Here is a 12,338-nt window from a genome sequence, read left to right on the forward strand (position 1 = left end):
CCGCGATCCACGATGACGCCGGCATGATCCTTCAGGTCATGCGCGGAACGGAAGCCACCGTTACCGCCACGGCGAACGAACTCGCCGTCAGCTGGATCGAGGTTCCCGCCGACATGGACCGGGCCGCCTTCGATCATCTGACCATCACCCACCGCGTCGCGGCCGGCGCGCTCGTACCCATCACCGCCTGACCTGAAGGAGCTGTCCATGCCTGACACCGACGCGGAGGCGCTGGCCTCCGCGCGTGCGATCCTGCACGCGCACAAGACCGAGCAGCTGGCCGCGTTGCAAGCGGTGGCCGCATCGCCCGCCTGGGGCGAGATCGAGGCGGCTATCGCCGCCGCGTGCGCCGCCGGCTTCGAGGATCCGGCCATGGCGGTCCACCTCAACGCCATGGCGGGGTGCTTCGACCGGCTGCCGCGTGCGATCGGCGCTTTCGAGAAGCGGCTCGCGGCGTCTGCCCCCGCGCAGAGCGCCTGACGATGCCTGTCACGTCGGCCGAAGCCGCAGCGATGATCGCGGCGACCAACCAGCTGGTCGGTACCGTCGCGGAATGGAAGGCCATCGCCACCGGCACGGTCAACGGCGGGCCGAACGGGACGGGCGACTATCCCGTCACCATGCCGGACGGCACGGTGCTGCTCACGCCGTCGATCGCGAAGATCGCTGCGATGAACGGCGATCCGGCGGCGGCGGCGACCACGTTGCAGGGCTATGTCAACGCGGTGGAGGCACACCGCCAGGCGGTGGCCGACATGCGGGCGGAGGTGTGGGACGCCAAGGATGAGGCGCTCGACGCGGCGGCGTCGGCTGCGGCGGATGTCATCGCGCAGACGACTGCCTCGACCTCCGCGCAGCTGGCCGCCGCGCAGGCGACGCTCGACGGCAAGGTGGCGGCGGCGAACGCCGGCAAAGCCGGCGCCGAGACGGCGCGATCCGGGGCGGAAGCGGCGGCGGCGCTGGCGCAGACCATCACCGACTTCCTCGGCGCGGTGATGACGGCCAGCGGGGGCGAGGGCCTTCGCTTCGTCGACAAGCGCGGCAAGATCGGCGTGCTGCTCAACCAGATCGGGCTGACGCTGGCCGGGAAGCTGATCGCCAACGAGGTGAGCGCCAATCTGGCGACCATCATGTCGGCCGCCGTCGGCAGCCTGTCGTTCGGCAGCGTGATGCTCTCCGCGACCAGCGACGGCATGATCCGGGTGACCGACAAGCGCGGGCAGATCGGATTCCAGATCAGCGCCACCGGCCTCGTCTCGGTCGTCGCGCTGGCCGTGCAGACGATGGCGGTCTCCTCGCTGACCAGCGACACGCTGGCGACGGGCTCGATCAGCCTCGGCCCCCTGTCGCTCCAGATCGGCCCGAGCGGTCTGCGTTTGACGGACAAGCGGGGCAACATTGGCCTCGAGTTCACCACGGCCGGCGAACTGAAGGTCTATAAGCTCAGCGCCTCGATCCTAGCCGGCGCGGGGAGCGGCAGCGGGGTGGCCGCACCGGCTATCCGGCGCCGGATAGCCTCGAACCATGGCGGCTGGCGCCCGCCCAAGACCCTCGTGAAGAGCAATGGCACAACGCAGCTGAGCGGCACGGATCGCTTCACCTGGACGCCCAATACCGATGTCCAGGGCGTCCAGTTCGTGCTGGTCAACGCGCTGGCCGGCGGCGTCGTGGTTCTGACCGGGCCGGGCAACGCGATCAAGCTCTGCCTCGCGGTCGAGGCGAGCAACAGCTACAACCTCACCTATCCGCGTATCGGCTCGTCGAGCGGTATTCCGATCAGCAGCGGCGGCAAGACGGGCAGCTGGCTCGGCGACGGAGAGATCGCGATCTCGGCGCCGGCCTATACAGGCGTGCTGGCAAAGAGCTCATCGCAATATTACCGGCTCCATAAGGCGGTAAACAGCGGCGAGTACTGGCCGCTCAACGCGGCGGCCGACGATCAGACCTGGGGCGGCGTGGCCACCACCGATCCAGTGATGGGCGGCAGCGTGACCAACGGGTCGGATCAGACGAAGTCCTATTTGGGCAGCACGGCCTATGCCGCGTTCAAGGATACCACGTCCGCGACCGGCGCCTTCATGGCGACGGCCGTGATCGCCGAGCAGATTACGCCGGTGCCGGTTGTGATGATCGCCGGAGACAGCATTTCGGACGGCTATGGCGGCGCAAAGCTCGGGCTCGGCTATCTCGGGCGGGCGTTCACCGATCGCAACGTCGCGTGGTGCAACTTCGGCAATCCCGGCTCGAACATGCTCTCACTGTCCTATCATGGCGCCGTGACGGCCCAGATGGTCGAATATGTCGATCATATCGTCTGCCACATCGGCACCAATGACCTGGGCAGCACCGCGCCGACGCTAGAAATCTTCAAGGCCAACATGCTCACTCTGGCGAAGACGTGGCTGCGAGCGCATTCGAAGATCTGGTTCGCCACGATCGTGCCTCGAAACACGTCGACCGACAGCTGGGCAACCTATGCGAACCAAGCCGTTCGCACGGATGTGCCAAGCGGCGGAACGCAGACGCTCGAAGCGCTGCGGGTGTCGGTGAACAACTGGCTGCGCGACACATCGCCCTCGGGCGCCGTCGCGTGGCTTCAGGCCAATCTGAAGGTCGGCACGGTGGCCGGGATCATCGATCCGTGCCTCGCGGTCGAGCGCAACGCGGATGGTTCGGCGCTGGCGCTGGTCGGCGGCCAACAGACGGCGGGCACCGGTGGGCGCTGGATCGTGAATGGTGCCGCCAATTACGCCACCGGCGACGGCATCCACCCGAGCGACGCCGGGCAGATTTTGATGGCCACTACCATCCCGGCCGCTTCGGCTTTCGCGCTTTAAGGAGACAGGACATGAGCGGCCTCGACATCAATCTGGGCGACATCGAGTTCACCAACTCGCTCGGCCTCGCGCTCCCCGTCACGCGGGGGCTGATGCGGATGTTTCTGCCCGGCTCCGCCGCTTACAGTGACGCGGACCTATCGGGCAGCGGTACGTCGGCCGTCCTGTGGAATGGCGCCGCCAATAACACGCGCAATGCCTGGACGATCGATTTCGCGGCATTGTCGGGGTATCAGGCGGGTGGCTACGACCCCAATATTCCGCTCGCCTCGACGCCCAAGCCGCCGATCACGCTGATCGGGGTTGGTCGGAACGGCATCTGCATCGGCGACTACTACAACGCCAGCACACTGACTTCGACCGCCTACGTCGAGGTTATTGACGGCGTCCTCGCCTGCCAGAGTCAGACGGCGATCGGCGCCGCGCCACTAGACATCGCCACCCTGTCAGGGGGCGCATACGCGACCGAGTATAATTTCTATGCCGGCGTCATGGACTGGGTGTCGGGCGGGCAGTCCCGGCAGACCACCTATTACGGCCGCAACAATGTCCTGACGGCTTCGGCGACCGCCCAGCAGGCGGCGGTCGCGCAAAGCGCCGCGATCAACTATCAGATCAGCACCAATCGCGGCACCAACCCCGTGAAAAACGGGAGCACGACGAGCGGCGCGCGTTCGATCGCGGCCCAGCTTATCTTCAATGTCGCCCTCACCCCTACCGAAGTCCGCAACGTCTATCAGTGGCTCCGCCGATACTTCGACGGCCGGATCGCCGGACTGTGAAGATCATTCGGCCGAAGGCGTGGACAGAAGGCGGACGACCCGCGCCCAATGCGCGAGGTTCCCAAGGTCACCCTCCTCGCCCGCGCGGAACATGCGGGCATTCGCCTCTTCGAGCGCCCGATCGCCATATTTCTTTCGTAGGTGTGCAGCGTCGAACGCTGCCAGCAACTCGACCACCGGCGACCCTCTCGCGCTGAATGATTTCAGCGGTTTACGGCAGATATGTCGCCGCCTTTACGATGGGGCGGCGGACCGCAACGGGGTCGGGTAAAGGCAGCACGATAAGCTCGCCACTCAACCAAGGCGGGCCGCCCCGTGGAACGAGGCGGCCCTAGGGACCGGAGGCTGCGTCCGCCGCCGCCTCCAAGCATAAGACGGCGCCGTGTCGGCGCATCCACATCGGAGATAATCGACATGAACGACATTGCCCCCGCCGCGTCTGCGGTGGCGCAGGCGCGCGCCTCGTGAGCGTCAACAGCCTTGTCGCGCAGTCGGTCGCCTCCGGGCCGGCCACTCAGGCGCCGCTCAGCTTCAACGGCGACCCGTCGTTGTTCATGTTCAACCTCTTCCTCATGACGGCCATGTTCTTTCTGGGCGCGATGATGGCGGGCAAACAGGGCGGGCGCATCTGGCAACAGCGGCGCTTCGACCATCCGCTTGATCCGATCACGATCTATCGCTTGATCCTGATGTTCGCCGGGACGGGCATATCCCTCCGGTGCGGCGCCGAGGCGATGTACCTGTGGAGCTGGAACCCGGATGCGCCGGCCATGGTCGCGCGGACGGCGATGGCGAAACGCTGGCTCGATCCGATCGCCTGCGCGGCCGGCGCCATTTGGATGACGCTGGCGATCCTCGGCGAGCCCGGCATCGAGCATCAGCTTCGCAAGGCGCCCCTGCCGGTCGATATGTGGTCGCGCTGGCCCGCGCTGGCCCGCGCCCTCGGCGTCGTCATGGTCAGCTTCGTGGCCGCCTTCGCCGCTGTTGTGCTTCGGTGAACCAGATCGCGGGGGCGGGGGCCGCCGCAACGATCCCTGTGGTTTGGAGCTTCTTCGGCTTCGACTTCCAAGCTGGCCCCGTGATCGTCGGCGTCTGCGCCGTCGTCATCACCCGGCTCACCATCACCCTCAACAGCAAGACCCGGCCGCGCATCGTTCTCGACGTGTTGGTCACCAGCCTATGCGCGCTGCTGACCGCACTATGGATCCAGGCTCATACGCTTGATCTGCTCAAGGCGGGCGTCACGGGCATCGGGATCGCATCCCTCGGCCTCGGTGTGATCGGCATCGCCAAGAGCCAGGTCGGCACCGCCCTCCGGCTCGGCATCCAGACCGCGCTCAAGGCGCTCGCCGGCAGCGACACCACCAAGCCCTAACCTCCACAGGAGACATCGATGGAACCCCTCCCCGCCGCCTATCGGTGGCTGAATAGCCATGTCCCGCTCCCGAAAATCGTGACGGCTGCGCTCGAGCAGCTCGGTACGGTGGAGGTGCCCGGCAAAGCAAACTCGTCGGTCATCATGGGCTGGGCGGATGAAGTCGGCGTCGGCGCGATCGGCTATCGCTACACCGGCGATGACGTGCCGTGGTGCGGCTTGTTCATGGCCGCGATGGCCAAGCGGGCCGGGAAGCCGATCCCGGCCGGGCCGCTCTATGCGCTGAACTGGGCGCAGTTCGGCGACATGGTGGCCTCGCGCGCCAGCCTCGACACCGCCAAGCCGCTGCGCGCCTTCAATGGGCGGGTGCCGTCGCTTGGCGACGTGCTGGTGTTCCGTCGGCCGACGGGCGGCCATGTCGGGCTGTATGTCGGCGAGGATGCCAACGCCTTCCACGTCCTCGGCGGCAACCAGGGGGATCGCGTCTGCATCCTCCGCATCGCGAAGGCGCGCTGTGTCGCGGTGCGCCGGCCGCCGATGTCCATTCCGCCCGCATCGGTTCGGCCGTTCCAGCTTGCGGCGGCCGGGGCGCTGTCGAAGGACGAAGCGTGATCGGTCGGTTGCTGCTCGGCTGGGCGATCGGCGAGGCCCTGGCGGAAGTGTCGGCGGCGCTGGCGCGGCGGCGTGCGCGCAAGGCGGCTGCGATCGAAAGCGGCCGGGGCGTGGAGGCCCCAGCCACCAACGATGGCGTCAGACCGAAGGAATCGCCTCGGCCGTGAACGCCGGGACGGCTTGGCCGGAAACCATCACCGCCGACTTGCCGGTGATGAACATCGAGCCGAGCAGCGCGCCGACCGTGTTGCCGCGCCCTTCCTGGCGATGCTTGCCCTTCAGGGCATAGGCCTTGCCGTGGACGGTCACGGTGTTGAAGGTCAGCTCGAATTTCGCCGACTTGCCGCCGATCCCCTTGCCGGTGCGATAGGTGATCGTGGCTTTCACGGGCGAGCCGCGCGGGATGATGACAACACCGTTCTCCGCCACATCGGCGGCAACCTGAAGCATCTGGCTATCACCGACCTTCATGTCGATCGACGTGATCTCGGTGACTGGCGTGACCTGGATAATGGTGTCCATCGGCAGTGTCACGACCGCCTGTTGTGCCACAGCAGACGCAGAAACCACCGCCAGCGCGGCGGCGAACATCATTCGCATTGAAATTCCCCTCTGGATCGCATCCCCCGATGCGATGCGCGCAAGAGCACCACAATCTCCGCAAACGTCAACAAATCTGCGATCCATTTTGGACCAATCTGCGGAGCCCCTCAGATGTCGGTCAGCAAGGCGGATAGCTCCGCCAGCGCGGAAGGCGACAGCGCCACATTAATCCTCCGGCCATCGGCCTTGGCCGGGCGCCTTTCGATCAGACCGCGCGCTTCGAGCAGCACCAGATGACGCAGCGCCGTGGTGGGTGGTACAGCGGAGGCGAGACAAGCGCTGCTGACCGAGATGCGACGGCCGGCGGCCTCCGCTACGAAAAGGTCGAGCAGCATATCCCACGCGGGATCGGCGAAGAGGCCCTTGCCCAGCACCGCCTCCCGTCGTCGGCGGATTCGGAGGAGCCGGTTGGCGATTTCGACAGGATCGGCGGCGAAGTGGCCGATCGCCGGGAGCGGCGCGATGCGATCGGCAACCGCCTCGCACAAGGTGATCGCGCGGCGCAGGAGGTCAGCGGGATGCGGCGGCTGGGCGGTCATCGGCCGCCACCCTGCCGGCGTGGATCGGCATACGCCGCCGCAGCGGCCCTGGCACAATGTGCCGCGTGAGACGATGCAGGGCTGTCTCCCACGCCGCTGCATCGGTGCGAAGCCGATACCGCAGGGTGCCCAGCGCGAGCGCCGCCAACTGCGGATAAATCCAAAGCTGGGTGGCATTCTTGTAATAGGCCGGAAACGGTATCGGCTTCAGGATCATCGCCATGTGCATGAGCATGACGACGGCCTGCATCGACGCCACCCAGATCGGCCAGAAGCGATCGGCGCGCAGGGCCAGCGCCAGCATCGCCGAAAACGCCAGCCCATCGACGATCGCGACGCCCACCTCCGCATCCTCGAACCGGTGCACGATCGGCGAGATGGCGAACCAGGCCGCCACCCTGCCGACCGTGAGGATGACCACCATCCAACGCTCGGCCGATCCGCCCCGCCCGATCGCGTAGCCGCAGGCGAGCAGGTAAAGCAGATTGAATACGATCACGCGGATCTGAAGTAGAGTGAGCAGCATGGGACTGACCGACCACGAGCCGGTATGATCGGTCAAGGGTCGGCCAGCCCATCGGTCAGCCGACCGCGTGCAGCGAGTGGAGCGAACCCCTCGTGCTGGCGGGGTTCTGCTGGCAGTCATCGCCGACGCTCGTGATCGGCAGGCCGGCGGCCTGCCCGAGCGAAACGAACCCCTCATGTGCCTCGATGCAGACAGCCTGCAACTCGATCGCGCCACCGATGACACGGTGCATTCGCTTGAGCAGGTCATGGCCGGTCGTCACCGGCAGGCCCCGTGCCTGCCGCGCGTCGATCATCGTTTTCAGGAACTCCCCGGTAACGGCGATCGTCTGATCCTGTGTTGCCTCAACAGCGCGAATGCCGCGTGCCAGGGCGATATCGGTACGGATGAAATCGGACATAGCTTCCCCCTCGCGGCCAGCGAGGTGACCGCGTCGTCGTGTTCGTCAGAATTTGATGGCGTGGACGGGCGCCTAGCCGCCCCAAACCCACATTAGGCTGACCGCGACGGCGCCGAGCAGGGCCGTGCGGAAGATAATGATCGAGATACGCTCTATCGCGTCATGCCGGTTATGCCTCCCGTCTGGGGGAGCAAGCGGCCCGCCGATATTAGGGTCGGGCTGCGGCTCCATGGTGCTGGGAGCCGCATCTGGCGGGGGCGGTGGGGCAGTGGGGAGGGTGATTTTGCGAGGGGGGTTTTTATCCCCCCATCCCTCAGCGTCAGCGAGTATCTGAGCGGCGTGGCGGCGAGCGACGTTGCCCAGTTTTTCACGCGCCGAATCGATCCGCTTGTTCACCGAACCTTCGGAAATGTCCTCAAGATACGCGATCTCGATGCTCGTTCGGCCAAGATAGACGTGACGCAGCATCGCCTTCTCGCGCGGCGTCAGCCTGTCAACTCGATCATCCGCCACGCGGCTTGTGCACCCGAATATCCGTCCCGATCACGAACCTAATCCATATTGGAGCGCGTTCGTCCATTGCGGAGTTCGTCTTGCAGATTCTATGTAATCGAGCGAATGGACCGCGGTGACCATTACCGACGCCATCGACTGGGCTGCGCCGTCCGAATTTTTCGAGGCGGCGAGGGTGGGTTCTTCCCAGATGCTGCACCGCAGGCGCATGACGCTGAAAGCCGCCATATCCCGCTTCATGGCTCTGCCTGCCGATTTGCAGCCGGGAGCAGGGGTGGGCCTGATCGAGCCGATCGAGATTTCGGACGGCGTCACGCTGGGCTGGCTGGCTGCGGAACAGTGCCGCGAGCTGGGCAACCTTATGGCGGACAGTGAGCAGCCCGACCAACAGCGTTGATCAGCCCGGGCGCTGACTGAGCCATCGGCAGCGCTGGCGCGCCGCCGCGCCTGTTAGGTCAAAGGCCGGCGGCTTTCCGCACCGCGTCGTTGATGCGCGTCTGCCAGCCAGGTCCGTCCGCGCGGAACCGCTCCAGCGCATCCTTGTCCAGCCGGAGGCTCACCCGTTCCTTGTTCGACGTGGCGGAGCCGACCGGGCGACCGCGCCCACGCTTGCCGAAGGCGGCGAGAACCTCCGGCGACAGCACCTCGGCGGCGGGCCGGGCGCGGGCGAAATCCTCTTCCGTCCACTCGGGGTTGTCCTCGTCGAATACGATGGGGGGCTTATCAGAGGCCATAGCGGCTCATCTCCTTTTCGTGGGCGCGACGGTAGCTGATCGCGCGGACTGCGGTAGCGGTGACGGTGAACACGAGGCAGCGGCCCTCGCCATCGACCCGCGCGAAAGCGCGCTGGCGATCCTCACCGTACTCGCGGCGATCGTCAGCAACGACGACGGCGGAGGAAATCGGGAAGAGCCCCGCGTCGGCGAGCGACAGGCCATGCTTGGCGATGTTCGCTTCGTTTTTGGCGGGGTCAAATTCGATGTCCATGAATTATCTGTAGTGACGGATAATTCAGCGGTCAACGATTTATTTGTCATGACAGAAAATAGAACACGTCCGTTCGGCTCCGGCCGGACGGGGGTTCCGGGCTGGCACCCGGAAACCGACGGACCAGAGATCCGTCACGCGCGGCTGGCCTAGCCGCAACGCCCCGCACCCGCGCAACGGGCGGGGCATGTGTGAGCATATTTCCCCATGGAGTCTCGATTCGCGTTCAACACCCCGTCGGCTTTCGTCGGCGGCGCTGCCGGCGAACCTGCCGGATACCTCTTCGACCCCGCCGATTTGACCGGCCGCCGCGAGGCGATCGGCTTTGGCGAGGCCGACTTTCACGTCCGTCTGCTCGATCGCGAGATCGCCAACGGCATCGTGATCGCCCACCACTACAGCCGGCGCGTCTATCGCGCGTCCACCCTGCACCTTGGCGTCTGGATCGGCGGGCATCTGCTCGGCGTGCTGCAATACGGCTATGCCATGAACCCGGCATCGGCTGGCAGCGTCGTCACCGGCACGGCCATGAACGAATACCTCGAACTCAACCGCATGTGGCTGGCGGACGAGGCGCCTCGCAACAGCGAGAGCCGGGCGTTGGCCTATTCGATCCGGTTCATTCGCCGCGCCCGGCCGGCGGTGAAGTGGCTGCAATCGTTCGCTGACGAGCGGTGCGGGCTATTCGGCACCGTGTACCAGGCGGCCGGCTTCACCTTCCATGGCGAGCATCTCGGGCGCTTCTGGGAGCTGGATGGCGAATGGTATCACGACAGCCTGATGACGAACGGCCGGACGGCGACCAGCCCGCGCGCGGCGCACCTGCGGGCGAACCGCGATCGGGCGACGAAGCACCTGCTGCGCCAGTTCCGCTATCTGCGCTTCCTGAAGCCCCGCTTTGCCAAGGGGTGCCGGTATCCGGTGAAGCCATTCCCGAAGCCCGACTATCGGGGTGCCGAACCGATGACATAAATCGGGACGGCGGATCAGCGACTTAGCCGCGTCGCGGACGAACGAAGCATATAACCCATCGCCTGTTGACGGCAGGCCGATGAGCAGTAGCAGGAAGGCGCGGCCCGTCCAGACGACGAGCCCCCGCCCAGGGGGTGCGAGGACGGTGGGAGCCCGTCGGGCCGCTCCACTCTAATGCGAGATCGCCGATCGTGGGCCAGAGCCAATGGGATCGGGAAGTTGCGCTGATCTAGTTGCCGGTCGTGCAGCTTCGCCCTTGGCGCGAGCGTATAACATTGCGGGCAGGGCGCTGGAAGCGTTCAGCGCCCTGCCCGCGCCGGTTGAGGACGCGGCCGGCATCGGCGTGATCGATCCAATACCGGCTATGATCGACAGTCGGCCAGCACTGCTTGGCTAGGACACCGCTAAGGCATGTCGCAGGCTAGCGAGCGCGATGCCAGCCCCTGATTAAGCTGCTTGAGGAACGCGTAAGGCGTTGCGAAAGCAACGCCCAATCATGTCGTTGATCTGCCGCGTACCTCGAACGATGCGGAGCTTGGCCCTGATATCGTCAAACGACATTGTCTCAAGCAACGGCACTAATCCCGAATTTACAAAAGACGAGGTTACATCGCCCACCCCGTGGAAAGAGAGTGTCACCGTCCCTTTCCCTGCTAGGTGCCTTTGCAGGATAGCGAGGATAATGTCGCCATCTTCGCCTGTATAGCAGCGCGCGACGTGATCGAGCGCCGTGATGGTTACCACTGCATGTCCTCCTCTTCGTCATCATCGCCCACAAATGCGTGCGTTGGCAGTGCGATATCGACCAACGTACCAGGATAGCTTCCGTTGCCGAGATGTGCCTGACGCTCCTGATAGGGAGCCGCGAGCAAGGAACCCGAAAACGAGTAGATACCAACCCGACCGCCGTTCGATAGCACGGTTGTAATCAGATAATCCAGACCCACCCCTCGGTTGTTCGGCGTCGTCTTCGCAGTCACACCCTCCTGCGCCGCCTTCCAGATCGCAACATCGTCGCGCAAATCGCCATAGCGCGATCTCATGCTTGACGGTATTCCGCGACCGAAATCAGATATCGTTATACCGATTTGCTTTATGTTCGGATAATGCTGAACATGGACACAACCGATGTCCTCTGTTGAATGATCTCGAATGTTATTAAAAATCTCCTTGACACAAACCTTTAAGCTATACAACTTTCTATCCGGTACATTAACTATTGGACATAGCCAAGGAGATAGTTTGAAATCTAGCCATCCCGGCCCCTCACTGTGCCTAACACGAGAGCATGGAATGGTTGTAGACTTAACGCGGCTAAATATGCTCACCTTCTGTCCAAGATAATTTTCAAAAAAACCACAAGAATCAAGATAAAATATCGCGTTAGATCGATTTACATTATGATTACTAAAAAAACATTTTACTGATCGGTTAAACAACCAATCCAATGTATTAGTTAAAACCGTCAAACCGACGCCATCTATAAAATTCAAATACCCAAAATCGAAGGTTATCTCGCCATCTTTCGGCTCACCCTCCGGAGTCACGAACTGATCGCAAAAGTGATAGAGCGCGCCAATCTTGAACGTGCTGGGGAGGATGATTGTTATAGCCATCTGACGCCCTTATCGGTTCAGTGGCCTAATTTCATCCCCGTTTGCACCCTACCGCGCAGTGGTAATCTGCTAAGCCGCTTCCCGCTCCTTCACCTGTTCCGGCTCGATCAGGCATCCCAGCCGCCAGCCGTTGCCGCCGAACCATTCGTTCGCGGCGGCATCGACAGCGGCCTGAGGATCTCCATCGGCCATCCCCTCCCGCACCCGCGCCATCACGTCGAACGGCATCCCCAGCCTGGGGAACAGCGGGTCGCGCTCGGCCGCTCGCGCGAGGTCGCCGATCCATCCCGGCCGGCGCCGCTGGTCGAGCAGCCATAGGCCGAACGGCTTGGTCGGGCGGCATGACTTCGCTTGCAATGTCATTTCACCTCCAACTATGCATATGATAATATTGCATTTATTTTCTGCGTCATGGGGCCATTACGCCCAGCCACCTGTTCTCTAAATTCAGCGCAACAGGTGACACATTTTGAACAACTCCGACTTTTGGTCGGTGACGGCTATCGCCTTAAGCGCCGTTTCCATGACATCCACGCTCACCATCAGGCGCGACATCGCGAGAGTAACTCAGAGCAC

At 64.2% G+C, this 12,338-nt stretch carries 21 protein-coding genes; 10 read left to right on the forward strand and 11 right to left on the reverse strand.

The genetic code is table 11. The annotated features are described in order from the left end of the window. Positions 1-23: 23 nt before the first annotated feature. The 4 genes from PQ455_RS07455 to PQ455_RS07470 are packed head-to-tail and all read left to right on the forward strand — an operon-like array spanning position 24 to position 3,619. Positions 24-191 carry a hypothetical protein gene (locus PQ455_RS07455; protein ID WP_273690557.1) on the forward strand — a complete coding sequence of 56 codons (168 nt, stop codon included), beginning with the start codon at positions 24-26 and terminating at the stop codon, positions 189-191. Between the two features lie 16 nt (positions 192-207). Next, a complete protein-coding gene (locus PQ455_RS07460; protein WP_273690558.1) occupies positions 208-480 on the forward strand; it encodes a hypothetical protein in 273 nt (90 codons plus the stop codon). A gap of 2 nt (positions 481-482) precedes the next feature. Beyond that, the gene (locus tag PQ455_RS07465; RefSeq protein ID WP_273690560.1) at positions 483-2,837 is read left to right on the forward strand and encodes an SGNH/GDSL hydrolase family protein; all 2,355 of its coding nucleotides are present in this window, start codon (positions 483-485) and stop codon (positions 2,835-2,837) included. 11 nt (positions 2,838-2,848) lie between these two features. Beyond that, positions 2,849-3,619 (forward strand): hypothetical protein, encoded by a 771-nt coding sequence (locus tag PQ455_RS07470; RefSeq protein WP_273690562.1) that lies wholly within the window; start codon positions 2,849-2,851, stop codon positions 3,617-3,619. A gap of 3 nt (positions 3,620-3,622) precedes the next feature. On the opposite strand, the gene PQ455_RS07475 is transcribed toward PQ455_RS07470, so the two are convergent. After that, positions 3,623-3,796, reverse strand: a complete 174-nt coding sequence (locus tag PQ455_RS07475) for a hypothetical protein (RefSeq protein WP_273690563.1) — start codon at positions 3,794-3,796, stop codon at positions 3,623-3,625. A 287-nt stretch (positions 3,797-4,083) separates the two neighbouring features. Here PQ455_RS07475 and PQ455_RS07480 point away from each other — a divergent pair, with 287 nt between their 5' ends. From PQ455_RS07480 to PQ455_RS07495, 4 genes are read left to right on the forward strand one after another with little or no spacing between them, the layout of a single operon-like run. Beyond that, positions 4,084-4,617, forward strand: a complete 534-nt coding sequence (locus tag PQ455_RS07480) for a hypothetical protein (protein ID WP_273690564.1) — start codon at positions 4,084-4,086, stop codon at positions 4,615-4,617. Next, on the forward strand, positions 4,614-4,994 hold the full coding sequence (locus PQ455_RS07485) for a hypothetical protein (protein ID WP_273690565.1): 381 nt from the start codon (positions 4,614-4,616) through the stop codon (positions 4,992-4,994). Before PQ455_RS07480 ends, PQ455_RS07485 begins: the two co-directional genes overlap by 4 nt. A gap of 18 nt (positions 4,995-5,012) precedes the next feature. After that, positions 5,013-5,606 (forward strand): TIGR02594 family protein, encoded by a 594-nt coding sequence (locus PQ455_RS07490; protein WP_273690566.1) that lies wholly within the window; start codon positions 5,013-5,015, stop codon positions 5,604-5,606. Then, positions 5,603-5,773 carry a hypothetical protein gene (locus tag PQ455_RS07495; protein WP_273690567.1) on the forward strand — a complete coding sequence of 57 codons (171 nt, stop codon included), beginning with the start codon at positions 5,603-5,605 and terminating at the stop codon, positions 5,771-5,773. Before PQ455_RS07490 ends, PQ455_RS07495 begins: the two co-directional genes overlap by 4 nt. Here PQ455_RS07495 and PQ455_RS07500 read toward each other — a convergent pair. From PQ455_RS07500 to PQ455_RS07520, 5 genes are all read right to left on the reverse strand, one after another. Continuing rightward, entirely contained in the window at positions 5,745-6,206 is a 462-nt protein-coding gene (locus PQ455_RS07500; RefSeq protein WP_273690570.1) for a hypothetical protein, read from the reverse strand. The genes PQ455_RS07495 and PQ455_RS07500 overlap by 29 nt on opposite strands. Before the next feature lie 110 nt (positions 6,207-6,316). After that, on the reverse strand, positions 6,317-6,748 hold the full coding sequence (locus PQ455_RS07505; protein WP_273690571.1) for a helix-turn-helix domain-containing protein: 432 nt from the start codon (positions 6,746-6,748) through the stop codon (positions 6,317-6,319). Beyond that, complete coding sequence (locus PQ455_RS07510; protein WP_273690573.1) at positions 6,720-7,310, reverse strand: hypothetical protein; 591 nt, start codon at positions 7,308-7,310, stop codon at positions 6,720-6,722. Before PQ455_RS07510 ends, PQ455_RS07505 begins: the two co-directional genes overlap by 29 nt. 19 nt (positions 7,311-7,329) lie before the next feature. Beyond that, positions 7,330-7,674 (reverse strand): hypothetical protein, encoded by a 345-nt coding sequence (locus PQ455_RS07515; RefSeq protein ID WP_273690575.1) that lies wholly within the window; start codon positions 7,672-7,674, stop codon positions 7,330-7,332. A gap of 72 nt (positions 7,675-7,746) precedes the next feature. Then, complete coding sequence (locus tag PQ455_RS07520) at positions 7,747-8,142, reverse strand: helix-turn-helix domain-containing protein (protein ID WP_273690577.1); 396 nt, start codon at positions 8,140-8,142, stop codon at positions 7,747-7,749. A gap of 160 nt (positions 8,143-8,302) precedes the next feature. Between PQ455_RS07520 and PQ455_RS07525 the strand changes: the two genes are divergently transcribed. Next, the gene (locus tag PQ455_RS07525; protein WP_273690578.1) at positions 8,303-8,584 is read left to right on the forward strand and encodes a hypothetical protein; all 282 of its coding nucleotides are present in this window, start codon (positions 8,303-8,305) and stop codon (positions 8,582-8,584) included. A 58-nt stretch (positions 8,585-8,642) separates the two neighbouring features. Here the strand turns inward: PQ455_RS07525 and PQ455_RS07530 are convergent, their stop codons facing one another. Together PQ455_RS07530 and PQ455_RS07535 are read right to left on the reverse strand one after the other, a co-directional pair. After that, positions 8,643-8,921 (reverse strand): BrnA antitoxin family protein, encoded by a 279-nt coding sequence (locus tag PQ455_RS07530; RefSeq protein WP_273690580.1) that lies wholly within the window; start codon positions 8,919-8,921, stop codon positions 8,643-8,645. Further along, on the reverse strand, positions 8,911-9,174 hold the full coding sequence (locus PQ455_RS07535) for a BrnT family toxin (RefSeq protein WP_273690583.1): 264 nt from the start codon (positions 9,172-9,174) through the stop codon (positions 8,911-8,913). Before PQ455_RS07535 ends, PQ455_RS07530 begins: the two co-directional genes overlap by 11 nt. 207 nt (positions 9,175-9,381) lie before the next feature. Here PQ455_RS07535 and PQ455_RS07540 point away from each other — a divergent pair, with 207 nt between their 5' ends. Then, positions 9,382-10,146, forward strand: a complete 765-nt coding sequence (locus PQ455_RS07540; protein WP_273690585.1) for a Mom family adenine methylcarbamoylation protein — start codon at positions 9,382-9,384, stop codon at positions 10,144-10,146. Positions 10,147-10,593: 447 nt separating this feature from the next. On the opposite strand, the gene PQ455_RS07545 is transcribed toward PQ455_RS07540, so the two are convergent. From PQ455_RS07545 to PQ455_RS07555, 3 genes are all read right to left on the reverse strand, one after another. Then, positions 10,594-10,890: an STAS-like domain-containing protein gene (locus PQ455_RS07545; RefSeq protein ID WP_273690587.1), complete on the reverse strand. Its 297-nt coding sequence runs from the start codon at positions 10,888-10,890 to the stop codon at positions 10,594-10,596. Continuing rightward, complete coding sequence (locus PQ455_RS07550) at positions 10,884-11,762, reverse strand: hypothetical protein (protein ID WP_273690589.1); 879 nt, start codon at positions 11,760-11,762, stop codon at positions 10,884-10,886. Before PQ455_RS07550 ends, PQ455_RS07545 begins: the two co-directional genes overlap by 7 nt. A gap of 69 nt (positions 11,763-11,831) precedes the next feature. Continuing rightward, positions 11,832-12,125: a hypothetical protein gene (locus tag PQ455_RS07555; protein ID WP_273690590.1), complete on the reverse strand. Its 294-nt coding sequence runs from the start codon at positions 12,123-12,125 to the stop codon at positions 11,832-11,834. Positions 12,126-12,338: the final 213 nt, after the last annotated feature.

The sequence above is a fragment of the Sphingomonas naphthae genome (assembly GCF_028607085.1).
Classification (GTDB): Bacteria; Pseudomonadota; Alphaproteobacteria; order Sphingomonadales; family Sphingomonadaceae; genus Sphingomonas_Q; species Sphingomonas_Q naphthae.